This is a genomic window from Kocuria soli (assembly GCF_003797835.1).
Classification (GTDB): domain Bacteria; phylum Actinomycetota; class Actinomycetes; order Actinomycetales; family Micrococcaceae; genus Kocuria; species Kocuria soli.
Genome location: NZ_RKMF01000010.1, coordinates 21,490 through 46,349, shown reverse-complemented (window position 1 = coordinate 46,349; position 24,860 = coordinate 21,490). Strand labels below are relative to the sequence as shown.

Genomic DNA, 24,860 nt, shown 5'->3' with positions numbered 1-24,860 from the left:
CTGTGAGGAATTGACCCATGAGTGAGCACAAAACCTCCCACCGCGTCACGGCGGTCCTTGCCATGCTGGGCGCGGGCATGCTGACCATCACCGGCTGCGGGTTGCAGTCCTCGACCGCCTACACACCGGAATTCGGCCCGGGCTCCATCCAGGAAATCGACGGCGCCAACGACGAACCCGTCCGCGTGGTCTCCAAGAACTTCACGGAACAGCTCATCCTCGGCAAGATCCTGGTCCTAGCCGTGGACGCCGCGGGATTCAACGCTCAGGACATGACCAACGTCCCCGGATCCCAGCCCGTGCGCCAGATGATGATGAACCACGACGCCGACGTCACGATCGAATACACCGGCACGGCCTGGCTGACCTACATGGGTCAGGAAGAAGGCATCAACGACCCCCAGAAGCAATGGCAGGCCGTGCACGACGAGGACCTGAACAACGGCCTGGTGTGGGGCGAAGCGGGCCCGTTCAACAACACCTACGCGTTCGCCGTTCGGGAGGACTTCGCCAAGGAGCACAACCTGACCAAGGTCTCCGACATCCAGAACCTTCCGGTCGAGGACCGGACCTTCTGCGTGGAGGCGGAGTTCAACTCGCGCGCCGACGGCATGACCCCCATGCTCGAGCACTACGACCTGCCCCGCGGCGAGGAAGTCCCGGACGACAACATCGGTCTCTACGACACTGGTGCGATCTACGCGGCCACTGCGGACGGGTCGTGCAACTTCGGCGAGGTCTTCACCACCGACGGCCGCATCCTTTCCCTGAACCTGACGGTCCTGGAGGACGACAAGCACTACTTCCCGGCCTACAACGGCTCGCCCGTGTTCAACCAGGAATTCTTGGACCAGCACCCCGAGCTGGAGGAAACCCTGGCGCCCGTCATGGCCAAGTTGGACAACGAGACCCTGCAGGAACTCAACGCCCAGGTGGACGTGGAGGGCAAGGACCCCGCGGACGTCGCCTTCGACTGGATGGTGGACGAAGGGTTCATCTCAGAACCGCACTAGTCCACACGCGGTTGGGCAAGAAAAAACCTGGCCCCCAATGGGGACCAGGTGAGTCATGGTTTCAGTGTAGCAGCGCGAGCGGCAAGATCGCACACGTGGTCACCACTGGGCCGGGCGATGGATGTCCCCGACCTGGTCCGGCATCTGGTGCTCCGTGAAGACGTCCAATGGCAGCTTGAAGTACCAACAACCCTTGTTGCCCAGAACGGCATCCTTCAGTTCGCCAGCCACCGGTCGGCCGCTGGGATTCACAACTCCCACGGGAATCCTGTTCGCGGCGACCTCAATTGGCAGTTTGAGGTCAGTGTCGTTGGAGAAGACCACGGCAGCGTCGATCCGAGACTCGAAGGTGTCGTGCAACAAGTGAGTGGCGATGTTCACGTCACTACCCTTTTCCTCATTGTGTAGGTACGAAACGACGAACCGGGCATCGGGCACAGGCTCACCCGCGGCGTCCTGAACCATGAGAGGCCAGTGCGCTGAGACCAGCTGGGGGCCTGACTGCCATTCAGTTGGTTTGATCGCCAACGGGGCATGCTTGACGCGAGCGACGTACCGCCCGAGCTCGAGGTGGTCGATGTAGCCTCCCCGTTTGACGGCCTCGAAGAAGGCGTCCTGGTCTGCAACGGCATGTGGATCACCGTGTGCCGCAATTCGAGCAGAGCAGAAGATCACTCGTGCTATGGAGGCCTTTTCCCAGAGGGTGCGTACCTCGCCGGTATCCGCAACGAAGCCAGTGGCGAGCATCCGGTCCAGAGTCCCCCGAGCTACACCTCGAGGGTCGTACCACTTCCATCCAGATGCGCCCCGTCCCGCCTGACGTCGCCCTCCGTAGTAGACGTTGAAACCATCGAAATAGACCCCTACTCGCATAATCTCCTCATGCCTCAGTCCACGCGCGGCCAGAACCGCGGTTCGATGTCCACGCTGCGGGCGATCAACTCGTCCTCCAGGACCTCACGGCAGATCAGGGGCAGCCGCAGCGAACCGGGCCGTTCGAACTCGTCGAAACAAACACCCAGCTCCCGGAACCCACGGCGGTAGCGGGCAAGGTCCAGGGCCAGCAGGCGTACCTCCACCAAGTCCTCCGTGGAGGCGAGCACCCAGAAGGTCTCCTGGTCCATGAGCTGGAAGAGACCCACCGAACCGGCGTACCGGGACGTGTCGAAACCCGCGAACCCCGGGCTGTGCAGCCACCCGCCGGGCTCCTCGAGCCTGGTGCTCTCCACCGCCGGAAGAACCGGCGCGACGGGGTCGTACTCCCAGCACCGGGCAGCGGCCAGCCAGGCGGGAGGCTCGGGCACGGTCACAGGGGAGTCGTCGGCGGGCCACGGGGCGTCGTCGAATGCGGCGGACTGCACCTGTTCCCAGAACCGGGGGATCGGCAGGTCCACGGACACGCTGTTGAGCAGCACCCCGTCCAACTGGGTGCCACCGGTGCCGGAAACAGTGGTGGTCGTCGAGACGTGGGAGCGGGTCAGCATGCGATCCAGCTCCGCGAGGTGGAACGGTTCGCCCAGGACCACCGTGCGGCCCTGGTACTCCAGGACGTAGGGAACCCGCTGAGGTACCTCGTCAGAGCGGGGCATGGTTACCGGGCACCTCCCGACGTTCTCCAACGTTCATCGCCGTCCGTCGTCGTTGTTCCATCACCGTTTTTCCATGGTCTCACCGCCAACTCAACCACAGGCCGCGGACATCGCAACGCACGAGCAAGGGCCCGCACCGCTTTGCAGCGGTGCGGGCCCTTGAGCAGCGGCGAGCAGGTGCGCTCAGTCCTCCTGCTCCGCCTCGGCAGCGGATTCGTAGTGGGACTGCTTGAAGCGTTCGATCGCCTCGGAGACCAGACGCTCGGCCTCGTCTTTCCCGGCCCAGCCCTCGCCCTTGACCCACTTGTTGGGCTCCAGGTCCTTGTAGCGCTCGAAGAAGTGCTGGATCTCCTTCTGCTTGAACTCGTCGATGTCCTCGAGACCCTGGATGTGGTCGTAACGCTTGTCCGTGGACACGCAGAGGACCTTGGCGTCGCCACCGGCCTCGTCCGTCATGTTGAACACGGCGATGGGGCGGGACTCGACGATCACGCCGGGCATGACGTCGACGTCGAGCAGCACCAGGGCGTCGAGCGGGTCCCCGTCCTCGCCCAGAGTGTCCTCGAAGTAGCCGTAGTGTGTCGGGTAGCCCATCGACGTGAACAGGACACGGTCCAGGCGAATGCGTCCCGTCTCGTGGTCGATCTCGTACTTGACGCGCGATCCCTTGGGGATCTCGATGGTGACGTCCATCTCCATGGCAACTCCTTCGATCTGAGGATGTGGTGCGGGCGGTCCCGCGAGTGCGCCGGTCCGAAGCCCGTGTTCGGTGGCCGGATGCGGCGCATTGTCCGGGGCAAGCCTAGCGGGCGCGGGCTTCTGTGACCTCGATCGTGGTGCGGTGTTCCGTACTTTCGGGGCCGCCTCACGTTTCACGGCACAATGGTCCACGTGGCCAGCCAGGACGCGCCCCGGCCGGAGGGTGATCGAAGCTCCTCCGGAACCGGCGGGTACCCGAGGCGCCCCCGCAGATGGGTGGGGGCGCTCGTCGCCGTCCTGGTGGCGGCCCTGGTCCTGATCCTGGCGTTGGCCCTTCCGAGATTCCTCGGCGATCGGTCCCAGGACCCGGGTGCCGAGCCCGAGGCGGTGGACACCTCCGGCGACCCGGCGACCCCCACACCGACAGCAACCCCGGTGAAATTGCCCGGATCGACCGTGACCGCCATCGACGGTGTGCTGGACGGAGCCCCCGCGCAGAACACCGGTGCCGTCGTGGCCGACCCCGCAACGGGTGACCTGCTCTACGAACGCAACCCCGACCAACCCGTCACCCCCGCCTCCAACCAGAAGATCCTCACGGAACTCTCCCTGTTCCACCACGCGGACGTCGAGGACCGGCTGGCCACCACCGTGGTGGCCGGGAAGACCCCTTCCTCCGTCGTGCTCGTGGCCGGCGGGGACACCTTGCTCTCCCCGGGTGAGAGCAACCCGAAGGCCGTCATGGGCCACGCGGGGGTGGCCACCCTGGCCGAGGAGACGGCGCGGAGCATGGCCCGGGAAACGGACCGGGACGACTTCCCTGACCGGATCGAGGTCGACCTGGACACCAGCGTCTTCGAGGGGCCCGCGACCAACGACGCCTGGCTCCCGGGCGACGTCGCGGCGGGCGAGGTGGGCCCCGTGGCCCCCATAGCCTTCGGGTCACACACCGTTCCCGGCCCGGACGGCCGCCCCACGGACACCCACGACGACGACGCAGCCCGCACCGTGGCCGAGGTTTTCGCCGGCGAGCTCTCCGCCGAACTCTCGGAGCGAACCGGGCAACCGGTCTCGGTCGAGGTGGGGCAACCGGTGAAGGCCGCCGAGGGACGTGAACTCGGGCGCGTTGAATCCGCCACGCTCGAGGAACAGGCAACCGTGATGATGCAGGACTCCGACAACCGCCTGGCGGAGGTCCTGGGGCGGATGGCGGCGGTGAAGTCCGGGCACCCCGGCAGCGTGCAGGGCGCACGGAAGGCCACCGAGGAAGCCCTGCGCGAGGCCCTCGGCCGGGACGTGACCGCGGAGGACGGTGTGGTGGTGGGCGACAACTGCGGCATGGCCCCGACCAACCGGGTCACGGCCCGGGTGCTCGCGGGGATCCTGCTGTTGGGCGAACAAGATGCACCGAACCGGTACACGCCCATGATTTCCACCTTTCCGGTCAGCGGGGACTCCGGGACCCTGGAGGACCGTTTCGACGACCCCACGGAAGCCGCGGGTCGCGGCGTCGTGCGAGCCAAGACGGGCACCCTCAACACGGTGACCGCATTGTCCGGGAGAGTGACCCGGGACGACGGTGAACGGATGATCGCCGTGGTCCTGTTCGACGGGGTTCAGGACACCGGGGTCGCCCGGAACAGGGCCGACGAGTTCTTCGCGACGCTCGCGCAGAGCTGATGGGGGACTGATCGTTGCGGCCTTCGATGCGGTGTACGGCCCGCCCTGTGGTTGCATGGCTTCATGACCACGCCCCACAGCACCCCCGGCACCACGGACTCCGGTCTGATCAAGTGGAGCTTCGCTGCCGCCGTCGCAGCCAGGACCACCCCTGCCGGACCCACCCCTCCCGCGCGGGCGATGCAGGAGGCCGTTGCCTCGATGCGTCATCATGCCGAGACCTCCGTGGACCACGTCCACCGAATCTCCGGTTTGGAGGCCGCGCGTGACCTGCGTGATGCGCCCGTCGTCGTGGTGGACCGTGCCGGATGGGCGAAGGCCAACGCGGCCACCTTCGCAGCGCTGCTGGAACCGGCCATGAACGAGCTGGCAGGAAGGTACCGGGCCCGTGGGCGCGGTTCGAACGAACTCACCCAATGGATCGGCAGCCGCGCGACCGCAGCAGAGGCCGGCGCGATCCTGGCGTTCCTGTCGACCAAGGTCCTGGGCCAGTACGACCCTTACGCGGGGCTCACCTCCCCGGAGGCGGCCAGGCGTAACCCCGGCGGCCGTCTCATGATCGTGGCGCCGAACGTGCTCGAGGTCGAGCGGGAACTCAACGTGGAGCCCGAGGACTTCCGGTTGTGGGTCTGCCTGCACGAACAAACGCACCGGGTCCAGTTCGCGGCCGCGCCCTGGCTGCGTGATCACATGTTGGGCACCATCCAGGAGTTGTCGAGCTCCATGACCGGGGACGTGGACCAGCTCAAGGCGCGGATGGGCCGGGCCGTGGCCGCGGTGGGCGGTCAGGTCAGGGGCCGGCATCGCGAGGACGACCTCCTGGGCCCGATGTCCGTGGTCCTGGGGGACCGGGAACGGGAACTCATGTCCTCGGCCGTGGCCACGATGTCCCTGCTCGAGGGGCACGCCAACTGGGTCATGGACAACGTGGACTCTTCGGTGGTCTCCTCGGTCAAGACCATCCGCCGTCGTTTCGACCGACGCCGTGATCTCCAGAGCCCGGGGCAAAGGGTGATCCGGAAGTTCCTGGGACTGGATGCTAAGGCGAAACAGTACGTTCAGGGGCAGAAGTTCGTCACGGAGGTGATCGAGGCGGCGGGACTGGAAGGCTTCAACCGGGTCTGGGACAACGCGGCGAACCTGCCCACCGAAGCCGAGATCCGTGACCCGCAAACGTGGGTGCATCGAGTGCTCAAGCCCTAATTCACCCCACAACCATCCGTTCTGGGGCGAGTTCTGGGCGTGCTCCCAGTTGAGGTGGCCGTGCAGGGCCCCTCGCAGCCGCACCCGTGTGACACAATTGCAAACGTGACTTCCGAGAACATCGAACAGCAGATCAGGCTTTACGGCCAGCCGCTCTCTGAGCGTTTTGGCGCAGTGGTCAGCGCCTACAACATCACCCAGCGTCGCCTGGCTGAGGTACTCGGACTGTCCGCACCCATGCTCTCCCAGCTCAACTCCGGGCGTCGGATCAAGATCGGCAACCCTGCGGTTTACGAACGCCTGGTCATGTTGGAACAGCGCGCGGGTACGGAGGACATCGACGCGACCCTGAATGACGTCGAGCAGTCCCAGCCCGTGCTGACCACCACCCAGATCCAGGCAGGGATCCATGGTGAGACGAACGCCGTGTCCGCGCTGGCCTCGGTCATCCCGCCGGTCGAACTCAGCCACGCCGTCCAGGCACTGGGTAACTCCGCCCCCACACTGGTCAAGGTCCTGACCCTGGCCCTGCGCGAAACCAACGGCGACCCCAACGGCCGCCAGTGAACCGTGAGTTCCGTTCCTGACCTCCGCCGCCACTGCGTGCACGCATGACGCAGTTCGGTCGCCGAGGGCGGTTGCATCCCCAAGTCGCTGCAGCCCGCCGCGCGGTCGAGAACTGCCTGACTGATTCCCTCGGAAGGCCACCGCAGCCCGAGGACCTGGTGCTCGTCGCGCTGTCAGGCGGCCCCGACTCCTTGGCCCTGGCCGCAGGCGCCGCCCATTTCGCCCGGCGCCGCCACTTCCGGGTGGGCGCCGTCGTCGTCGACCACCAACTCCAACCGGGCTCCGCCCGGGTCGCGGAACGTGCCGCTGAGCAGGCGCGGGCCCTGGGGCTGAACCCGGTGGACGTGCTGCCCGTGACGGTCGAACGCGGTGACGACGGGCCCGAAGCCGCCGCGCGCACCGCCCGGTACGCCGCCCTGCGACGGGCCGCGCGGAACCACGGGGCGCACGCCGTTCTGCTGGGTCACACCCGGGACGACCAGGCCGAGACGGTCCTGCTGGGGCTGGCCCGAGGCTCCGGGACGCGTTCGCTGGGTGGCATGGCGCGGATCTCCACCCGAGACAGTCTGCGTCTGCTCCGCCCCCTGCTGGACATTGCCCGGGAGGCGACGGCGGCCGTGTGCGAGGCCGAACAGCTGGAACCCTGGATCGACCCCACCAACACGGACGAAACCTTCCTCCGCGCCAAGGTGCGGCACACCGTCCTGCCGATGCTCGAACGCGAGCTCGGTCCGGGCGTGGCAGCATCCCTGGCGCGCTCCGCGGCGATCCTGGGACCGGATGCCGAACTCCTGGACCACCAGGCGCAACGCCTGCTGGAAGAGGCGCGGGACCGGGCCCGGGATGAGATGGAGGCGGGGTGTGCCCCACGGCTGGCACCGACATGCGTCGGGCTCTCCCTCGAGGTGCTCCAGGAAGCCCCGGCCCCCCTTGCACGGCGGGCGCTCGCGGCCGCATGCGTGGAAGCCGGAGGCGAGGCCGTGTCCTTCGAGCGGATGGAGGCGTTGGCGGACCTGGCGGCAGGCACCGGCCAGGCAGGTCCCGTCCAGATGGCGGGTAAAGTGGCCGTGTACAGGCGTCGCCCGATCCGCACCGGTCGCAAGGACAACTCATGTGGCCGGGGGATCCTGGAACTTCGCCCCTCGGGTTGAACCCGTCGAGCCCGGAGCTTCCAAGACACAAGCCGAGAACTTAGGAGCATCGTGAAGGCCGAGGACGTTTCAGGCGAACTCAAGGAGATCCTGCATACCAAGGCGGACATCGACCGCCGTGTGGTGGAGCTCGCCGCTGAGATCGACGCCGATTACAAGGACAAGGATGTCCTGTTGGTCGGTGTACTCAAGGGCGCGATCATGGTCATGGCGGACCTCTCCCGTGCCCTGTCCGGGCAGTACCCGATGGACTGGATGGCGGTCTCCTCCTACGGATCGGGGACCAAGTCCTCCGGCGTGGTGCGCATCCTCAAGGACCTGGACACGGACCTCACCGGTCGGGACGTTCTGATCGTGGAGGACATCATCGACTCCGGGCTGACCCTCTCCTGGTTGCTGTCCAACCTCAAGTCACGCGGTGCGAACTCCGTGGAGATCTGCACCCTCCTACGCAAGCCGGAAGCCCTCAAGGTCGAGATCGACGTCAAGTACGTCGGGTGGGACATTCCCAACGAGTTCGTGGTGGGTTACGGGCTGGACTGGGCCGAGCAGTACCGCAACCTGGACTGCATCGCGATCCTGTCCCCGCACGTCTACTCCTGATGCGGTGACTCCCACCCACCCGGGACGTGGTGTTCCCGGGGCGAGGATTCACCGTGTCTGGAGGTTCCCCCGGAATGTTTCCGCCAGGGGGTGAACCGTGGAGCTCGACTCCGACGGATCGTCCGCGGCGCGTTACATTGACCTTTCGACTTCTGCGGCGCTGCGTCATGCGTCGATCTCAGGTTCGTGTCGCGCGAGAGAGGACCATCGGACTTGGCCACCGCTAAAAAGAAACAGGGCTTCTTCGGAGGGCCCTTCTTCTGGATTCTCCTTGCCATGCTCGTGCTGGTGCCCGTGATCACCACGCTGACCTCCGGGGACGGCAGTCGCGTGGACACCAACGTGGGTCTCCAGCTGCTGCAGGACGACAAGGCCACAGAGGCCAAGATCTACGACGGCGAACAGCGGGTGGAACTCACGCTGGCCGATGACTACTCGGCCGACGGCAAGGACTACGGCAAGAATGTCGAGTTCTACTACGTCGAACCGCGCGGCCAACAGGTGGTCAACGCCGTCGACGAGGCAGGCCTGGACAGTTACACGGACCAGCCCGTGCAGAACAACTGGCTGCTGTCCATGATCCAGTTCCTGCTGCCGTTCCTGATCATCCTGGCGATCTTCTGGTTCGTGTTCTCCCGCATGCAGGGCGGCGGGTCCCAGCTCATGAAGTTCGGGCGGTCCAAGGCCAAGCAGTTCGACAAGGACAACCCCCAGGTCACCTTTGCCGACGTCGCCGGCGCGGACGAGGCGGTCCAGGAGCTGGACGAGATCAAGCAGTTCCTGGTCGAACGCGACCGCTTCACCGCACTGGGGGCCTCCGTGCCCAAGGGTGTGCTGCTCTACGGACCTCCCGGCACGGGCAAGACCCTGTTGGCCAAGGCCGTGGCCGGTGAGGCCTCCGTTCCGTTCTTCTCGATCTCGGGTTCCGATTTCGTCGAGATGTTCGTAGGCGTGGGTGCCTCCCGCGTGCGTGACCTGTTCCAGACGGCCAAGGAGAACGCCCCGGCGATCATCTTCGTGGACGAGATCGACGCCGTCGGCCGCCAGCGCGGTGCCGGCATGGGCGGTGGCAACGACGAACGCGAACAGACCCTCAACCAGTTGCTCGTGGAGATGGACGGGTTCGACGCGAACACCAACATCATCCTGATCGCGGCGACCAACCGGCCGGACGTCCTGGACCCGGCCCTGTTGCGCCCGGGGCGCTTCGACCGGCAGATCGGTGTGGAGGCCCCGGACATGAAGGGCCGGGAGCAGATTCTGCGCGTGCACTCCAAGGGCAAGCCGCTGCACGAATCCGTCGACCTGGCCTCCGTGGCCAAGCGGACCCCCGGCTTCACGGGTGCGGAACTGGCCAACGTGATGAACGAGGCCGCCCTGCTCACCGCGCGTTCCCACGCGCAGCTCATCGACGACCGCGCCGTGGACGAAGCGATCGACCGCGTGATCGCGGGCCCGCAGAAGCGATCGCGCCTCATGAAGGAACACGAACGCAAGGTCACTGCCTACCACGAGGGCGGTCACGCGCTGGTGGCGGCGGCCCTGCGGAACACGGACCCGGTCACCAAGATCACGATCCTGCCCCGCGGGCGGGCGCTCGGTTATACGATGGTGATGCCGGCCGACGACAAGTACTCGACCACCCGCAACGAGCTGCTGGACCAGATGGCCTACGCCATGGGTGGGCGCGCGGCCGAGGAGATCGTGTTCAAGGATCCGTCCTCGGGTGCTTCGAACGACATCCAGAAGGCCACGGACACCGCCCGGAACATGGTCACCCAGTTCGGCATGTCCACGCGGGTGGGCTCGGTCAAGCTCGGCGGGGACAACTCGGAGCCGTTCATGGGCCGCGGCGGTGCCCAGGACCGCGGCTACTCTGAGGCCACCGCCGCCGTCGTCGACACCGAGGTGCGCGCCTTGCTGGAGAACGCGCAGGACGAGGCCCACCGCATCCTGATCGAGAACCGCGAGATCCTGGACCGGTTGGCCCTGGAACTGCTCGAGCGGGAGACGTTGAACGAGGCCGAGATCGCGGAGATCTTCAAGGACATCGTCCGTCAGCCCGAGCGTGAGCAGTGGATCTCCGGTGACACCCGGATCCAGTCCGACCTGCCGCCGGTGACGACCAGCCGGGAGAAGGAAGAACTCGCGCAGGCCTCCGAGGCAGAACGCAAGCAGTTCGAGCGCCTCCCCGGCGAAGGCGAACCCGAGGAGAATCCGCAAAGCCCCGAGGACGTCCGACAGGACTCCGGAGAAGAGCAGACGGACGAGCGCGACTCCGATCAGGGCGGGTCCACCCGGTACGAGGGGGGAAACACCCCGTGGTAGACCAGCCTCGCATCGAAGCCGCGGTCCGAGAGATCCTGGCGGCCATCGGGGAGGACCCCGAACGGGAAGGTCTCCGGGACACCCCGCAGCGCGTCGCCCGGGCCTATGAAGAGGTCTTCTCGGGCATGACCATGGGCCCCGAGGACGTCCTGGCCACCACGTTCGACATCGGTCATTCGGAGATGGTCCTGGTCAAGGACATCCCGTTCTACTCGACCTGTGAACACCACCTGGTGCCCTTCCACGGGCAGGCCCACATCGGCTACATCCCCGGCAAGGGTGGACGCGTGACGGGGCTCTCCAAGCTGGCGCGGCTGGTGGACGTGTACGCCAAACGCCCCCAGGTGCAGGAGCGGCTGACCACACAGATCGTGGAGGCGCTGGTCGAGCACCTCCAGGCGGACGGGGCCATCGTGGTCCTCGAGTGCGAACACCTGTGCATGTCCATGCGGGGCGTGCGCAAGCCCGGGTCCAAGACCGTGACCTCCGCGGTCCGCGGTCAGTTGCACGACCCCGCGACCCGGTCCGAAGCGATGAGCCTGGTCCTCGGATGATAATCGGAGCATGACGGGAGCGGAACGGACGGACGTGGAACCCAAGCGCACTGCACTCGGTTGGCAACGGTGGGAGAACCTGCCCACGGGCCGCACCCTGGTCATGGGCATCCTCAACGTCACCCCCGATTCCTTCTCCGACGGCGGACAGCACGACACCCACCGGGCCGCCGTCGAACACGGGCGGTTGTTGGCCGAGCAGGGTGCGGACATGGTCGACGTCGGCGGTGAGTCCACCCGTCCGGGGTCGATTCGGGTGGACCCCGCAGAGGAACGACGCCGGATCCTCCCCGTGATCCGTGAACTGACCGACGCGGGGATCCTGGTCACGGTGGACACCATCAACGCCTCGACGGCCGAGGCCGCCCTGGACGCGGGGGCGCACTGCGTCAACGACGTGTCCGGCGTCTCGACGAGTCAGGACATGGTCGACCTCGTGGCCGAACGGCAGGTGCCCTACATCCTGATGCATTCCCGGGGCAATCCCGGGACCATGGACGCCCTGGCCGTCTACGAGGACCTGGTGACCGACGTCCTGCGCGAATCCGCCGAGGTCGCGGAGCGGTTCCTGACCGCAGGCCTGGATCCCTCCAAGCTCATCCTCGATCCCGGTCTGGGCTTCGCCAAGGGCGGGCAACAGGACTGGGACCTGCTCCGGGCCCTGCCGCAGTTCATCGCCACGGGATACCCGATCCTGGTCGCCGCCTCCCGCAAGCGATTCGTGGGCAACCTCCTGGCCACGGACGGGGCTCCGCGGGCGGTGGGGGAGCGCGACGTCGCAACCGCCGCCATCTCGGCGCTCGCCGCGGATCGTGGGGCCTGGGCGGTGCGGGTGCACGACGTGCCGACCACGCGGGACGCCGTCGCCGTCGCCCACGCCTGGGCAGGCGTGAACCCGCCCGTGCTGTCCCCGTCACCCCTCGGGACCGAAGAAACCGGGGAGCGGCCATGACGAACGACCGGATCGCCCTCACCGGGATCAAAGGCTTCGGCCACCACGGCGTGCTCGAGGAGGAGAAGCGCAACGGGCAACCGTTCGTCGTCGACGCCGTGCTGCACCTGGACCTTGCCCCCGCCGCGCGCACCGACGAGCTGACCGAGACGGTGCACTACGGCGAGATCGCCGAGCTGATCCACGCCGAGATCGAATCGAAACCCGTGGACCTGATCGAGACCTTGGCCGATCGCACGGCACGGCTCATCCTGGAAAGGTACCCGGCGATCCAGCTCGTCGAGCTCACCGTCAACAAGCCTCAGGCGCCGATCACCGTGCCGTTCGGCAACGTCGCCGTCACGGTCACCAGGGAGCGAACACCATGAGACAAGCCGTCATCGCCCTCGGATCCAATCTGGGTGACCGCGCCGAATTGTTGCGGGCGGCGTTGGCCGACCTGCAGGCCAGCGACGGCATTGAGGTCCTTGGCGCCTCACCCGTGGTGGTCACCCGACCCGTAGGCGGGCCCGAAGGACAACCGGACTTCCTCAACGCCGTGCTCAAGGTGCAGACCACCCTGGGACCGTTCGAACTGCTCCGCACCTGCCAACGGATCGAGGACGCCCACGACCGCGTTCGCGAGGTCCAGTGGGGCCCGCGCACGCTGGACGTGGACATCATCGACTTCGGCGGGCTCAGCATGGACGAACCGACCCTGACGCTGCCGCACCCCCGCGCGCGGGAGCGTGCCTTCGTGCTGGTCCCGTGGTCGATGATCGACCCGGACGCCACCTTGGCCGGGGAACCCGTGCGCGAACTCGCCCAGCGGGCCCCCGATCTCCCGGGAATCGCTCCCCGCAGCTACCCGTTGCTGACCGATACCGCGGCACCGGGTCCCTCGGACGTGGAGTTGCCGTGAAGTACCTGACCCTGCGGCTCCTGATCCTGGTGGCCGCACTGTCCTTCACGGCAGGCTGGGCCGCCGACCTCCTGGCCGGGCGCCTGGGCGGGCCGCTGTTGTCGCTGCCGTGGGCAGCGGGCATTGCGCTGCTGGTCGAATCCCTGGTCCTCCTGGTCGTGGGTTTTCAGGTCCGCAAGATTCGCGACGGCGACCGTGAGATCACCCTTGATCGCACCTGGGGTGCGGTGACCGCTGCTCTGGCGCAGGCCAATGCCGTGGCCGGTGCCATGATCGCCGGTTGGCACGGGCTGTTGGTCATCGACCAGCTCACCCTGGTGGGCGTCCGCTCGGACCAGGGGCCGTTGTGGCAGGTCGCTGGAATCACGGCGATCGGCGTACTGCTCACGGTGATCGGGTGGGTCGTGGAGAACTTCTGCCGACTGCCCCCCGATGATCCGGAGGAAGACAACGGCTCCGGACGGGAGGCGGACGGGAAGTCCACGCGCTCCCGTCCCCGCCCGGCCCAGGAGGGTGGAATGGCGCGCGCGGAGCACAACCGGAACATCCGAGGACGCAGACCCAACCGGCCGAGCACCCCGAAGGGACCCGCGGATGACTGAGCACCCGGACCTCATGGAACCGCTGCGGGCCGAGGACCCTGCCACCCGTCCCGAGGCAGGTGGCGCGAACGGCGCCGAACCCGGCCGATGGCGCGGTGTCAGCCGCCGGTACGTCACCGTGAGCCTGATCAGCCTCGGGATCTGGGCCGTGATTCTGCTGGCCGCCATGGGATGGCCCGTCCTCCTCAAGGTGATCGGACCCTTCGAGGGGACCTCCTGGTGGTGGCTCCTGCCGTGGCCTGCGACGGTCGTCGTCGTGTTCGGTGCCCTGATGGCGACCACGCCCCGCCGGGTGCGCGCGCGCTGCTACCGCGAGGACGCGGAGGAGTTCCTGGTCCGCAAGGGTCTGTGGTTCCGCAACTTGGTTGTGATCCCATACGGGCGGATGCAGTACGTGGACGTCACCTCCGGGCCGCTGCTGCGGGCCTTCGGGCTGGCCGCCATCACCATGCACACCGCCTCCCCGCAGACGGATGCCACGCTGCCCGGCATTTCGGCGGAGGAGGCGGGCCGGCTGCGGGAACACCTCACGGAACGCGGCGAAGACCGCTTGATCGAGCTGTGAGCACCGGCCAGGTCCCGTGGGCGCAGGGGACCGACGACTGGCGGCGCATGCACCCCCTCAGTCCCCTGGCACGCGGGTGGATCGCGTTCGTCGTGGTCATCGGTGCGTGGCTCAACACCGTGTTCAACGGTTTCCTCGAGGACCTCACCGGAACCGCCGAGAATTCCCCGTCCCCGGAGGACGTCCCCCAGGTCACCGAGTTCTTCGTGACCCTCCCGGCCTGGTTGCTCTACACGGGATTCGGGCTGGCCGGGGCCTTGTTGGCAGCCGCGGGCGGAGCCTACGTGTGGTGGTTCACGCGTTACCAGATCACGCCCACGCACGTGCGGCTCAGGAGCGGGCTTGTTTTCCGTCAGGACCGACAGACCCGCTTGGACCGGGTCCAGGCCCTGGACATCCAACGCCCCTTGGTTCCTCGGCTCCTTGGGCTGGCCGAGCTGCGCTTCGAGGTGGCGGACGCGGGGGAGACCTCCGTTGCGCTGCGCTATCTCAAACACGACGACGCCCGAGACCTCCGCCGCCAGCTGCTCGGCGCCACGGGACCACAGGTCGGTTCCTCGCCGGCGGCTGATTCCGAACCCGTCGACGGATTGGTGGAGGCCGCGGAACAGGGCGACCGGACGGACGAGGTCGAGATTCTCTCCGTTCCCATCGGCCGGGCTCTGGCCGCGCGGGTCTTGAGCATCCCGTTCATCCTCTTGGTCCTGGTTCTGGCCGTCGCCGGTCTGGTGTCGTTGTTCAACCCCCACGCGATCGGCGGGATCCTGGCCGGTGCCGTCCCCGCCGTCCTGCCGCTCGCGGGCTCGGTGCTGCAGGCGCTGGAGGTCAGCTGGGGTTTCAGGATGTACCGGACACCCGATGGCTTGCGGTTGCGCTACGGGTTGCTCAACAAGACCTCACAGACCGTCCCGTCCGGGCGTGTGCAGGCCATGGCGGTGCATCGCGCCCCGTTGTGGCGTCCTTTCAGCTGGTCTCTGGTCAAGGTCAACGTCGCCGGTTACGGCACGGAGACGGGCAACGAATCGGCGGGGAACCGCTCCGTGCTGCTGCCCGTGGGCACCGACGCGCAGCTCGACCTGCTGTTCCGCGAAGGTCTGGACCTGCCCGCCGACCTCACGGCGCTCGTGATCGAAGGGCTGGTCGGAGCGGCGAAGGACGGGTCCCCGTTCTCCAGCGCGCCGCACCGGGCCGTGTGGGCCTCCCCGGTGGTCCGACGTCGACACGGTTACGCGGTGACCCCGCGGGCACTACTGTCTCGGACAGGAAGACTGCACCGCACCTGCCACGTGGTGCCGCACGACAAGGTGCAGTCCATCGGCCTCGGCCGCGGACCCGTTCTGTGGCGACTGAACCTTGCCACGGTCTCCTTGCACTCGATCTCCGGCGCGGTCCAGCCGACCATCGAGTGCATGGACTTCGCCGAGGCGCAACAGTTCATTTCCGACCAGCTGCGTCGCGGACGCCCCACCCCGTCGGCCATCCCGCAACCAACCAGCAGCCCAACCAGACCAACCAGCCCAACCAGACCAGCAGGAGCACACAGGTGAGCGCACCAACCAATAGGCCCGGAAGGCTCGGGGTCGGCGTGATCGGCGCGGGTCGGGTCGGGGCGGTGCTCGGTGCCGCTCTCCGGGCAGCGGGGCACGCCGTCGTCGGTGTCACGGCGGTTTCCCAGGCCTCCCGGGACCGGGCGGAGATCCTGCTGCCGGAGGTCCCCGTCCTCACGGTGCCCGAGGTCGTGGAACGTTCCGAACTGGTGCTGTTGGCTGTGCCCGACGATCAGCTGCCGGGACTGGTGAGCGGGCTCGCGGAGGCCGGGCACTGGCAGGCGGGTCAGATCGTGATCCACGTGGCCGGGAGGTGGGGAACCTCCGTGCTGGAACCGGCCCGGGCAGCCGGGGCGATTCCCCTGGCCATTCACCCGGCGATGACCTTCACAGGCATGTCTCTGGACCTGGACCGGCTGGCCGACTGCTCGTTCGGGGTCACGGCCCCGGCTGCGGTCCTCCCGATCGCCCAAGCTCTCGTGGTGGAGATGGGCGGGGAACCGGTGGTGGTGCCGGAGGCGGACCGGGTGCTCTACCACGCGGGCCTCACCCACGGCGCCAACCACCTGAGCACGCTGGTGGGTCAGGCCACCCAGGTCCTGCGTGAGATCGGTGTGGAGCAGCCCGATCGCGTCCTGGGCGCATTGACCCGCGCGAGCCTGGACAACGCGCTGAGTTCGGGCGAGGCCGCGTTGACCGGCCCCGTGGCGCGCGGCGACGCCGGAACCGTTCGGGAGCACCGTCTGGCCCTGGCCGAGGCCGCACTGGCCTCCGGGCGCGACGACGTGCTGCGCGCCTACGTGTCGATGGGGCGGATCACGGCGGAACGCGCCCAGGAACGCGGCACGCTGGACAGCACCGCCCACGCGGCCGTGCTCCAGGCTCTGGGCCCGGCCGACCACGTGCTCCCGACCGTCACGGACGAGATCGCCGATCTCGATCTCCCCGGCGAATCCCCTGTCGCGGCCGACACCGAGGCCGATACCGAGGCCGGATCCGGTGCGGGGTCGGCACCCGTGGTGGTCACGGACCCGGAGGAGTTCCGCGCACTCCTGCGCGAGCGCGCTCAGGCCGCTGGTCCCGAGGGCACCGTGGGTCTGGTCCCGACCATGGGCGCCCTCCACGACGGCCACTCGCACCTGGTCGAACAGGCCAGGGCCGAGAACGACGTCCTCGCGGTGTCGATCTTCCTGAATCCGCTGCAGTTCGGCCCCACGGAGGACCTTTCGCGCTACCCGGCTGATCTCGACGGGGACCTCGCGCGCCTCACGGACCTGGGCGTGGACATCGTGTTCGCACCGGGCGTCGAACAGATGTACCCCGGGGGACTCCCTCTGATTCGGGTCGGTTCGGGAGACCTCGGCACCCAGCTGGAGGGGGCCTCGCGTCCCGGTCACTTCGACGGTGTGCTCACCGTCGTCGCCAAACTCTTCGTCCTGGCCACGGGCACGGGCCGCCCGCTGCAGGCGTACTTCGGCCAGAAGGACGCCCAACAACTGCTCATCGTCCAACGGATGGTGCGGGACCTGAACCTGGACGTCCGGATCCGTCCCGTCCCGATCGTGCGCGCGCCCGACGGCCTGGCGCTGTCCTCCCGCAACGCCTACCTGAACGACGACGAACGGGCGGCCGCGCTCGTGCTCTCGCGCACTCTTCAGGCCCTGGCGGCGCGCGAGGTGGACCTGGACCAGGCGCGGCACCTGATCGACACCGAAAGCATCGGCCAGGGGCCGCAGACGGTCGAACTCGACTACCTGACGGTCGTCGATCCGTCGACACTCGCACCGGCGGACGTGGCACCGGGCAACCTCGCGCTCGTGGCCGCCAGGGTCGGGACCACTCGACTGATCGACAACTGGACGCTGTGACCCATCCGTACCGCCGCAGCGCTACGGATCTGCCGGACACGACCGTTATCCTGGATCATCGTGACCACCCCTGAGAATCCCCAGAACACCGAAGCCACCGAGCCCGCCCCGGCGGCGGGTACCGCCGTCGTCACCGAGGGTGCCGCGGCGCCCGGTTCGAAGAACACCGTGGTGGACGAACAGATGGAGTTCCGTCTGGCTAAGCGGCAGGCACTGCTGGATTCGGGCCGGGAGGCCTACCCCGTCGGTGTCCCGCGAACCCACTCGCTGGTGCAGGTCCGCAACACCTGGGGTCATCTGGAAGCGGGGGAGGAGACCCAGGAGACGGTCTCCGTGACCGGCCGCGTGGTCTTCGTGCGGAACACCGGGAAACTGTGTTTTGCAACCGTCCAGGACGGTGACGGCGTGCAGCTCCAGCTCATGCTCTCCCTGGCGGTCGTGGGCGAAGAGGCCCTGACCGACTGGAAGAACCTGGTCGACCTGGGGGATTTCGTCTCCGCCACGGGGCGGGTGATCTGCTCACGGCGCGGTGAGCTGTCGATCATGGTCGATCGGTGGGAGATGGCCGCCAAGGCCCTGCGGCCCCTGCCCAACCTCTACGAGGGCAGTGAACTCAACGAGGAGACCCGGGTCCGTCAGCGCTACCTCGACCTGCTCGTGCGGCAGCAGGCCCGCGACGTCGTCCGGACCCGCGCCACGATCATCAAGACCGTGCGTCGCACGCTCGAGGACCAGGGGTACCTGGAGATCGAGACCCCGGTCCTGCAGCTGGTCCACGGCGGCGCGACCGCGCGACCGTTCGACACCCACCTGAATGCCTTTGACCAGCCCATGACCCTGCGCATCGCCACGGAGCTGTTCCTCAAGCGGGCGGTTGTCGGTGGTGTGGAGCAGGTCTTCGAAATCGGCCGGGTGTTCCGCAACGAGGGCGTGGATTCGACTCACAGTCCGGAATTCACCACGCTCGAGGCCTACCAGGCCTGGGGCGACCAGTTCACGATGGCCCGGCTCATCCAGGACATCATCGTCGCCTGCGCCGACGCCCTGGGAATCGAGGGCCCGATCCCAACGGCCAAGGGGGACATCAACCTCCGCGGCGAATGGGCCTGGCTGGGTGTCTATCCGGGGCTGTCACAGGCCGTGGGGCGCACGGTCACACCGGAAACTTCTGCTGAGGAGCTGCGCGAGATCGCCGCGGCGCACGAGGTCCAGGTCAAGCCGGACTGGGGTGCCGAAAAGCTCGTGATCGAACTGTTCGGGGAAATTGTTGAACCCACATTGATCCAACCGACATTTGTCTACGACTACCCGCCCGCGGCCCAGCCTCTCTCCCGTCCGCACCGTTCCGAGCCCGGGGTCATCGAGGCCTGGGATTTGATTATCGGCGGTATGGAGCGCGGGACGGCATTCTCCGAACTCATCGATCCCGTAATTCAGCGTGAGCGTCTGACCGAACAGTCCAAAATGGCGGCCGCCGGTGACGACGAAGCCATGCAGTTGGATGAAGATTTCCTGCGGGCGCTGGAACACGGTGCCCCGCCAATGGGTGGCCTGGGACTTGGCCTGGACCGATTGATCATGTTGTTCACCGATCTGGGTATTCGCGAAACCATCCTGTTTCCGCTCATGAAGCCCGAGAGGGACTGACCGTGACTGAGTATCTTGCCGTTCTCCTGCCCTCGATCGGTGTGGGCCTCATCTTCTGGTTCGTGATGCGTGCCATCATGCGGGCCGACCGTGGTGAACGGGAGGCGGAGAAGGCCGCGCGCTCGGACGCCGAACAGTGGTACCAGCAGGTGCGCGCCCGGGAGGGGCACGACATCGCCCAGAACCCCGGTGCCGAACCGGGCCCCGACGGCGGGAAACGTCAGAGAGCGGAGGGTGGACACAACCCTTCTGGAACCTCGCGGGAAACCGGATAGCCGATCGGCGATACCCCTTTTTTCGTGGTGCACGCCACGTGAAGAACCAGATGTTCATGTGAATCCCCTGAAAACTGGTCATGCGGTAGCCATTGCCTAATTGCACTGCCTCCGAATGGGGTTTAATGTGTGCGTTAACGAGGGGATCGGTGCAAGGCATTCCACGGAAACCGTTCCGGACGGATCGTGTCACCCCTCAACCGCAATCAGCTACGGGAGAGTTCCAGGCAATGGCACAGACAGTGAAGATCATCCTCGAGGACGACCTCGACGGCGGTCCGGCGGACGAAACCGTGCGTTTCGGTCTGGACGGAAACTCCTACGAGATCGACCTTTCCAGCGCCAACGCCGACAAGCTGCGCGGTGCGATTCGCCCCTTCGTGTCGAAGGCCCGTCGGTCCTCTGCCGGCAAGGGGCGGGGAACCGCTCGGACGGCGACCACGCGCGGCAGCGGAAACCCGGACACCCCGAAGATCCGCGAATGGGCAAAGGCCAACGGCTACAACGTTTCCGACCGCGGCCGGATCCACCAGGAAGTCCAGGACGCTTACTACGCGGCCAACAAGTGACGGACTGACCCTAAGCCCGCGGGACGACCACGGGTGAGGGTTCGGAAAGCCGGGGGAACAGGTACCTGTTCCCCCGGCTTTCGTCATGCCCGGGTGACGTCCGAGGCGACCCGAAGTCGGCCTCCCGGGACCGCAGGATCTTGCCGCGGCATCCGTCTCGCCGGTGGCGAACAGCCCCGGAAACACGCACCCGCGTGCGTAGCATCGTCGTGACGATCAACTGAGGAGTATCCATGTTCGAACGCTTCACCGACAGGGCCCGACGGGTCGTGGTGCTGGCCCAGGAAGAGGCCAGGATGCTCAACCACAACTACATCGGCACCGAGCACCTGCTGCTCGGCCTGATTCACGAGAACGAGGGCGTGGCCGCAAAGGCCCTCGACTCCCTGGGCATCACGCTGAACGCTGCGCGTGAGCAGGTCCAGGACATCATCGGTCCGGGCCAGCAGGCCCCCTCCGGCCACATCCCCTTCACGCCGCGAGCCAAGAAGGTCCTTGAGCTCTCCCTGCGCGAAGCTCTGCAACTTGGCCACAACTACATCGGCACGGAGCACATCCTGCTCGGCATCATCCGCGCCGGAGAAGGCGTGGCGGCCCAGGTCCTGACCAAGCTCGGCACCGAACCGCAGAAGGTCCGCTCCACCGTGCTCGATCTCATCTCGGGCTACCAGGGTGGTGGCCAGGGCGAGGAGAAGGAGACCGCCGGCACCGGTGGCCGCAGCTCCGGGGAGGGCACTCCTGCGGGCTCCGCCGTCCTGGACCAGTTCGGCCGCAACCTGACCGCTGCCGCCCGGGAGGGCAAGCTCGATCCCGTGATCGGGCGCGCGCGGGAGATGGAACGCGTCATGCAGGTCCTGTCCCGCCGCACCAAGAACAACCCGGTTCTCATCGGTGAACCCGGCGTCGGCAAGACCGCCGTCGTCGAGGGTCTTGCCCAGGCCATCGTGCGCGGAGACGTGCCCGAGACCCTGAAGGACAAGCACCTCTACACCCTGGACCTGGGCTCGCTGGTGGCCGGTTCCCGGTACCGCGGTGACTTCGAGGAGCGCCTCAAGAAGGTGCTCAAGGAGATCCGTACCCGCGGCGACATCATCCTGTTCATCGACGAGATCCACACCCTGGTCGGTGCGGGTGCCGCCGAGGGCGCGATCGACGCCGCGTCGATCCTGAAGCCCATGCTGGCCCGTGGCGAGTTGCAGACCATCGGTGCGACCACCCTGGACGAGTACCGCAAGCACATCGAGAAGGATGCTGCCCTGGAGCGCCGGTTCCAGCCGATCCAGGTGGACGAGCCCTCCGAGGCGCACGCCGTCGAGATCCTCAAGGGCCTGCGGGACAAGTACGAGGCACACCACCGCGTTTCGATCTCGGACGAGGCCCTCGAGGCCGCCGTGCACCAGGCCGCCCGATACATCTCCGACCGTTTCCTGCCGGACAAGGCGATCGACCTGATCGACGAGGCCGGTGCGCGCCTGCGCATCAAGCGCATGACCGCGCCGCCGGAGATCAAGGACCTCGACGAGCAGATCGCCGAGCTCAAGAAGGCCAAGGAAGACGCCATCGAGGGACAGGACTACGAGAAGGCCGCCTCCCTGCGCGATCGCGAGCAGAAGCTGATCGCCGAGCGCGACGAGAAGGACAAGGCGTGGCGTGAGGGCGGCGACCAGGTCGCCGAGGTGACCCCGGACGTGATCGCGGACGTCCTCTCGGCCGCCACCGGTGTGCCCGTCTACAAGCTCTCCGACGAGGAGTCGGGCCGCCTGCTGCGCATGGAGGAGGAGCTGCACAAGCGTGTGGTCGGCCAGGAGGACGCCATCAAGGCGCTATCCCGTTCGATCCGTCGTACCCGGGCCGGGCTCAAGGACCCGAAGCGTCCCGGTGGGTCGTTCATCTTCGCCGGGCCCACGGGCGTCGGCAAGACCGAGCTGGCCAAGGCTCTTGCGGAGTTCCTGTTCGGCGACGAGGACGCCCTGATCACCCTGGACATGTCCGAGTACCAGGAGAAGCACACGGTCTCGCGGCTGTTCGGTGCCCCTCCCGGTTACGTGGGCTTCGAGGAGGGTGGCCAGCTGACCGAGAAGGTGCGGCGCAAGCCGTTCTCCGTGGTGCTCTTCGACGAGGTCGAGAAGGCTCACCAGGACCTGTTCAACTCCCTGCTGCAGATCCTGGAGGACGGTCGTCTGACCGACTCGCAGGGGCGCGTGGTGGACTTCAAGAACACCGTGATCATCATGACCACCAACCTGGGGACGAAGGACATCTCGCGTTCCGTCCCGGTCGGCTTCCAGGCGGGTACCGACACGGCGACGAACTACGAGCGCATGCAGGCCAAGGTGCAGGAGGAGCTCAAGGAGCACTTCCGCCCCGAGTTCCTGAACCGTGTGGACGAGATCATCGTGTTCCCGCAGCTCTCCGAGCAGGAGATCGTCCAGATCGTCGATCTGTTCGTGGCCCGGCTCCAGGAGCGTCTGCGCGAACAGGACATGTCCATCGTGGTCTCGGACGCGGCCAAGAAGGCTTTGGCCACCCGCGGTTACGACCCCGCCATGGGTGCCCGTCCGCTGCGTCGAACCATCCAGCGCGACATCGAGGACCAGCTCTCGGAGAAGATCCTCTTCGGTGAGATCTCCTCGGGCGAGCGCGTCTACGTGGATGTCGAGGGCGAGGGGGATGAGCAGAAGTTCACCTTCGTCGGCACCCCGATGTCCGAGCTGCCGGACACCGCGTTCGAGGACGACTCCTCCCAGGACCCGGATCTGGTCCCGGGTGAAGAGCCTTCCGGGACCGATGTTCCCCACAGTGGTGACGGTGACTCCGCGGCGTCCTCCTCCGAGGGCCCCGGATCGGGGCAGGCCACGGCCTGACCGAGCCGCCGCGCTCCGAATGATGCCCAGGAGGGGCCGTGTTCCTGTGACGGAATGCGGCCCCTCCTCGCGTTGTACGGGGCTTGCGTGCCTACACTGACCGAATGACCTCTGAGCTGCACCTGCGCCCCGCCACCACCGCCGACGTCTCCGGCATCAAGGCTCTGGTGGGCCCGCTCGCGGCCGCCGGGGTACTGGTCATCAAGGAGACGGTGGCCTACTACGAAGGCATCCAGGAGTTCGTGGTCGCCGAGCTCGTCGACGACGACGGCAGCACGCGCCTTGTCGGGTGCGGTGCCCTGCACGTGATGTGGCAGGACCTGGCCGAGATCCGCACCCTGGCCACCGATCCCACCGTGCGCGGCCGGGGCATCGGGGGGAAACTGGTCGCCGAGCTGCTGGCCCGGGCGCGCAGGCTGGGCGTGGAGCGGGTGTTCTGCCTGACCTTCGAGGTCACGTTCTTCCGGGGGCACGGGTTCGAGGTCATGCCCAACCAGGACCAGATTGACCCGCAGATCTTCTCGGAACTCCTGCGCTCCCAGGATGAGGGCGTGGCGGAGTATCTGGACCTGGCACGGGTCAAGCCGAACACCTTGGGCAACACCCGGATGATCCTCACCCTGTGAACTGCCGCTCACCTCGAGCCGGGTGACGGCTCCGGGTACGGTCTGCGACGCACTTCCCGTTCTGGCCTGCGATCCGTCAGGGCAGGGTGAGACCTGCGGCGGTCCGGACGGCCAGTCCGTCGGACACCAACCCGTCCACCGCGCGTCGTCGTTGGTCCTCCGGAGCCTCCAACGCCAGCAGTTTTTCCAGCGGACGGTCCACCCCCGGATCCGATCCGGGCGGCATGTTGACCTCGCGAGCAACCGTGAGCCACTCCTCGGGGACGGCGGACTGCGCCGAACGGAGTACGGCCATGACGGCACCGCGGACCTGTCGGTCCGTGCCGTGCCAGCGCTGGCCCGTCGGGGAGTCGACCGGGGGAGGGGAGCCGGCAGCAAGCCACGCGCAGTCCGTGGCCACCGGGCACTCCCCACACTTGGGTGAGCGGGCGGTGCACACCAGGGCCCCCAACTCCATGACGGCCTGGTTCCAGCGGACCGAGAGCTCGCGGTCCCGGGGCATGAGCTGGTCGGCCAACCTGGTCTGCGCCGCGGTCAGGGTCTTGCCCGGGAGAGCCGTCCCCGTGACCGCTCGGGCGTGGACCCGGCGGATGTTGGTGTCGATGACCGTCTGCCGATCCCCGAAGGCGAAGACCGCGACCGCTGCGGCGGTGTAGGCCCCGATTCCCGGGAGGTCCAACAGGGTGCCGTGATCCGCGGGAACCCGACCGTCGTGTTGGTCCACGATCGCTCGGGCCGCTGCCTGCAGTCGCAGCGCGCGTCGCGGGTAGCCGAGGCTGTCCCAGGCTCGTAGGACGTCAGCGACGGGCGCACGGGCCAGATCGGCCGGGCCCGGCCACCGGCTCATCCACTCCGACCACCGCGGTAGCACCCGCACCACCGGAGTCTGTTGCAGCATGATCTCGGACACAAGGACACCCCACGGTGAACAGTCAGGGCGTCGCCAGGGGAGGTCGCGCTGCGCGTCGTCGTACCAAGTTGTGATCTCGCGGTGGAGCTTGCGCGCCAGGGCGGGGGACACCGGAGCGGGTGAGGCGTACGCGGGGGTCATCGCCCT

Annotated in this window: 24 protein-coding genes; 20 read left to right on the top strand and 4 right to left on the bottom strand. The window is 67.4% G+C overall.

All coding sequences use genetic code 11. The annotated features are described in order from the left end of the window. Positions 1-17: 17 nt before the first annotated feature. Positions 18-1,013 (top strand): glycine betaine ABC transporter substrate-binding protein, encoded by a 996-nt coding sequence (locus EDL96_RS08495; protein WP_123825369.1) that lies wholly within the window; start codon positions 18-20, stop codon positions 1,011-1,013. A gap of 99 nt (positions 1,014-1,112) precedes the next feature. Here the strand turns inward: EDL96_RS08495 and EDL96_RS08490 are convergent, their stop codons facing one another. The 3 genes from EDL96_RS08490 to EDL96_RS08480 all read right to left on the bottom strand — a co-directional run bounded on the left by EDL96_RS08490 (position 1,113) and on the right by EDL96_RS08480 (position 3,301). Next, positions 1,113-1,760, bottom strand: coding sequence for a PIN domain-containing protein (locus EDL96_RS08490; protein ID WP_123825368.1), 648 nt, complete (start codon positions 1,758-1,760; stop codon positions 1,113-1,115). Positions 1,761-1,900: 140 nt separating this feature from the next. Then, complete coding sequence (locus tag EDL96_RS08485; protein ID WP_123825367.1) at positions 1,901-2,602, bottom strand: hypothetical protein; 702 nt, start codon at positions 2,600-2,602, stop codon at positions 1,901-1,903. A 183-nt stretch (positions 2,603-2,785) separates the two neighbouring features. Next, the gene (locus EDL96_RS08480; protein ID WP_123825366.1) at positions 2,786-3,301 is read right to left on the bottom strand and encodes an inorganic diphosphatase; all 516 of its coding nucleotides are present in this window, start codon (positions 3,299-3,301) and stop codon (positions 2,786-2,788) included. A gap of 192 nt (positions 3,302-3,493) precedes the next feature. Between EDL96_RS08480 and EDL96_RS08475 the strand changes: the two genes are divergently transcribed. The 19 genes from EDL96_RS08475 (at position 3,494) to EDL96_RS08385 (ending at position 23,803) form a co-directional block, all read left to right on the top strand. Next, positions 3,494-4,981: a D-alanyl-D-alanine carboxypeptidase/D-alanyl-D-alanine-endopeptidase gene (locus tag EDL96_RS08475; protein WP_158609562.1), complete on the top strand. Its 1,488-nt coding sequence runs from the start codon at positions 3,494-3,496 to the stop codon at positions 4,979-4,981. Between the two features lie 63 nt (positions 4,982-5,044). Continuing rightward, positions 5,045-6,184 (top strand): zinc-dependent metalloprotease, encoded by a 1,140-nt coding sequence (locus tag EDL96_RS08470; protein WP_123825364.1) that lies wholly within the window; start codon positions 5,045-5,047, stop codon positions 6,182-6,184. A 105-nt stretch (positions 6,185-6,289) separates the two neighbouring features. Beyond that, the gene (locus EDL96_RS08465; protein ID WP_123825363.1) at positions 6,290-6,751 is read left to right on the top strand and encodes a DNA-binding protein; all 462 of its coding nucleotides are present in this window, start codon (positions 6,290-6,292) and stop codon (positions 6,749-6,751) included. Positions 6,752-6,795: 44 nt separating this feature from the next. Beyond that, positions 6,796-7,902, top strand: a complete 1,107-nt coding sequence (gene tilS / locus EDL96_RS08460) for a tRNA lysidine(34) synthetase TilS (protein WP_123825362.1) — start codon at positions 6,796-6,798, stop codon at positions 7,900-7,902. Between the two features lie 51 nt (positions 7,903-7,953). Next, a complete protein-coding gene (gene hpt / locus EDL96_RS08455) occupies positions 7,954-8,505 on the top strand; it encodes a hypoxanthine phosphoribosyltransferase (protein ID WP_123825361.1) in 552 nt (183 codons plus the stop codon). Between the two features lie 213 nt (positions 8,506-8,718). After that, complete coding sequence (gene ftsH, locus EDL96_RS08450) at positions 8,719-10,833, top strand: ATP-dependent zinc metalloprotease FtsH (RefSeq protein WP_123825360.1); 2,115 nt, start codon at positions 8,719-8,721, stop codon at positions 10,831-10,833. Next, positions 10,827-11,387, top strand: coding sequence for a GTP cyclohydrolase I FolE (folE, locus tag EDL96_RS08445; RefSeq protein ID WP_123825359.1), 561 nt, complete (start codon positions 10,827-10,829; stop codon positions 11,385-11,387). Before ftsH ends, folE begins: the two co-directional genes overlap by 7 nt. Positions 11,388-11,397: 10 nt before the next feature. Continuing rightward, a complete protein-coding gene (folP, locus tag EDL96_RS08440) occupies positions 11,398-12,339 on the top strand; it encodes a dihydropteroate synthase (protein WP_123825358.1) in 942 nt (313 codons plus the stop codon). Next, positions 12,336-12,707 carry a dihydroneopterin aldolase gene (gene folB / locus EDL96_RS08435; RefSeq protein WP_123825357.1) on the top strand — a complete coding sequence of 124 codons (372 nt, stop codon included), beginning with the start codon at positions 12,336-12,338 and terminating at the stop codon, positions 12,705-12,707. The genes folP and folB overlap by 4 nt, the downstream gene beginning before the upstream one ends. Beyond that, on the top strand, positions 12,704-13,240 hold the full coding sequence (gene folK / locus EDL96_RS08430) for a 2-amino-4-hydroxy-6-hydroxymethyldihydropteridine diphosphokinase (protein WP_123825356.1): 537 nt from the start codon (positions 12,704-12,706) through the stop codon (positions 13,238-13,240). Before folB ends, folK begins: the two co-directional genes overlap by 4 nt. Continuing rightward, on the top strand, positions 13,237-13,842 hold the full coding sequence (locus EDL96_RS08425) for a DUF3180 domain-containing protein (protein ID WP_123825355.1): 606 nt from the start codon (positions 13,237-13,239) through the stop codon (positions 13,840-13,842). The genes folK and EDL96_RS08425 overlap by 4 nt, the downstream gene beginning before the upstream one ends. Beyond that, complete coding sequence (locus EDL96_RS08420; protein ID WP_233568784.1) at positions 13,835-14,407, top strand: PH domain-containing protein; 573 nt, start codon at positions 13,835-13,837, stop codon at positions 14,405-14,407. Before EDL96_RS08425 ends, EDL96_RS08420 begins: the two co-directional genes overlap by 8 nt. After that, positions 14,404-15,954: a PH domain-containing protein gene (locus EDL96_RS08415; protein ID WP_123825354.1), complete on the top strand. Its 1,551-nt coding sequence runs from the start codon at positions 14,404-14,406 to the stop codon at positions 15,952-15,954. Before EDL96_RS08420 ends, EDL96_RS08415 begins: the two co-directional genes overlap by 4 nt. Beyond that, positions 15,951-17,822 (top strand): pantoate--beta-alanine ligase, encoded by a 1,872-nt coding sequence (gene panC / locus EDL96_RS14040; RefSeq protein WP_407656932.1) that lies wholly within the window; start codon positions 15,951-15,953, stop codon positions 17,820-17,822. Before EDL96_RS08415 ends, panC begins: the two co-directional genes overlap by 4 nt. Positions 17,823-18,005: 183 nt before the next feature. Beyond that, on the top strand, positions 18,006-19,469 hold the full coding sequence (gene lysS / locus EDL96_RS08405) for a lysine--tRNA ligase (RefSeq protein ID WP_123825449.1): 1,464 nt from the start codon (positions 18,006-18,008) through the stop codon (positions 19,467-19,469). Between the two features lie 2 nt (positions 19,470-19,471). Further along, positions 19,472-19,744 (top strand): hypothetical protein, encoded by a 273-nt coding sequence (locus EDL96_RS08400; RefSeq protein ID WP_123825353.1) that lies wholly within the window; start codon positions 19,472-19,474, stop codon positions 19,742-19,744. 230 nt (positions 19,745-19,974) lie between these two features. Further along, entirely contained in the window at positions 19,975-20,313 is a 339-nt protein-coding gene (locus EDL96_RS08395; RefSeq protein ID WP_123825352.1) for a histone-like nucleoid-structuring protein Lsr2, read from the top strand. Between the two features lie 233 nt (positions 20,314-20,546). After that, positions 20,547-23,177: an ATP-dependent Clp protease ATP-binding subunit gene (locus EDL96_RS08390; RefSeq protein WP_123825351.1), complete on the top strand. Its 2,631-nt coding sequence runs from the start codon at positions 20,547-20,549 to the stop codon at positions 23,175-23,177. Between the two features lie 104 nt (positions 23,178-23,281). Then, positions 23,282-23,803 carry an amino-acid N-acetyltransferase gene (locus tag EDL96_RS08385; RefSeq protein WP_123825350.1) on the top strand — a complete coding sequence of 174 codons (522 nt, stop codon included), beginning with the start codon at positions 23,282-23,284 and terminating at the stop codon, positions 23,801-23,803. Between the two features lie 76 nt (positions 23,804-23,879). On the opposite strand, the gene EDL96_RS08380 is transcribed toward EDL96_RS08385, so the two are convergent. Then, the gene (locus EDL96_RS08380; RefSeq protein ID WP_123825349.1) at positions 23,880-24,854 is read right to left on the bottom strand and encodes an HhH-GPD family protein; all 975 of its coding nucleotides are present in this window, start codon (positions 24,852-24,854) and stop codon (positions 23,880-23,882) included. Positions 24,855-24,860: the final 6 nt, after the last annotated feature.

Excerpts from the sequence above, each read along its gene's own strand:
- EDL96_RS08495 (WP_123825369.1), top strand. The coding sequence starts at position 18 with ATGAGTGAGCACAAAACCTCCCACCGCGTCACGGCGGTCCTTGCCATG.
- EDL96_RS08490 (WP_123825368.1), bottom strand. The coding sequence starts at position 1,760 with ATGCTCGCCACTGGCTTCGTTGCGGATACCGGCGAGGTACGCACCCTC.
- EDL96_RS08485 (WP_123825367.1), bottom strand. The coding sequence starts at position 2,602 with ATGCCCCGCTCTGACGAGGTACCTCAGCGGGTTCCCTACGTCCTGGAG.
- EDL96_RS08480 (WP_123825366.1), bottom strand. The coding sequence starts at position 3,301 with ATGGAGATGGACGTCACCATCGAGATCCCCAAGGGATCGCGCGTCAAG.
- EDL96_RS08470 (WP_123825364.1), top strand. The coding sequence starts at position 5,045 with ATGACCACGCCCCACAGCACCCCCGGCACCACGGACTCCGGTCTGATC.
- tilS (WP_123825362.1), top strand. The coding sequence starts at position 6,796 with ATGACGCAGTTCGGTCGCCGAGGGCGGTTGCATCCCCAAGTCGCTGCA.
- folP (WP_123825358.1), top strand. The coding sequence starts at position 11,398 with ATGACGGGAGCGGAACGGACGGACGTGGAACCCAAGCGCACTGCACTC.
- folB (WP_123825357.1), top strand. The coding sequence starts at position 12,336 with ATGACGAACGACCGGATCGCCCTCACCGGGATCAAAGGCTTCGGCCAC.
- folK (WP_123825356.1), top strand. The coding sequence starts at position 12,704 with ATGAGACAAGCCGTCATCGCCCTCGGATCCAATCTGGGTGACCGCGCC.
- EDL96_RS08420 (WP_233568784.1), top strand. The coding sequence starts at position 13,835 with ATGACTGAGCACCCGGACCTCATGGAACCGCTGCGGGCCGAGGACCCT.
- lysS (WP_123825449.1), top strand. The coding sequence starts at position 18,006 with ATGGAGTTCCGTCTGGCTAAGCGGCAGGCACTGCTGGATTCGGGCCGG.
- EDL96_RS08395 (WP_123825352.1), top strand. The coding sequence starts at position 19,975 with ATGGCACAGACAGTGAAGATCATCCTCGAGGACGACCTCGACGGCGGT.
- EDL96_RS08390 (WP_123825351.1), top strand. The coding sequence starts at position 20,547 with ATGTTCGAACGCTTCACCGACAGGGCCCGACGGGTCGTGGTGCTGGCC.
- EDL96_RS08385 (WP_123825350.1), top strand. The coding sequence starts at position 23,282 with ATGACCTCTGAGCTGCACCTGCGCCCCGCCACCACCGCCGACGTCTCC.
- EDL96_RS08380 (WP_123825349.1), bottom strand. The coding sequence starts at position 24,854 with ATGACCCCCGCGTACGCCTCACCCGCTCCGGTGTCCCCCGCCCTGGCG.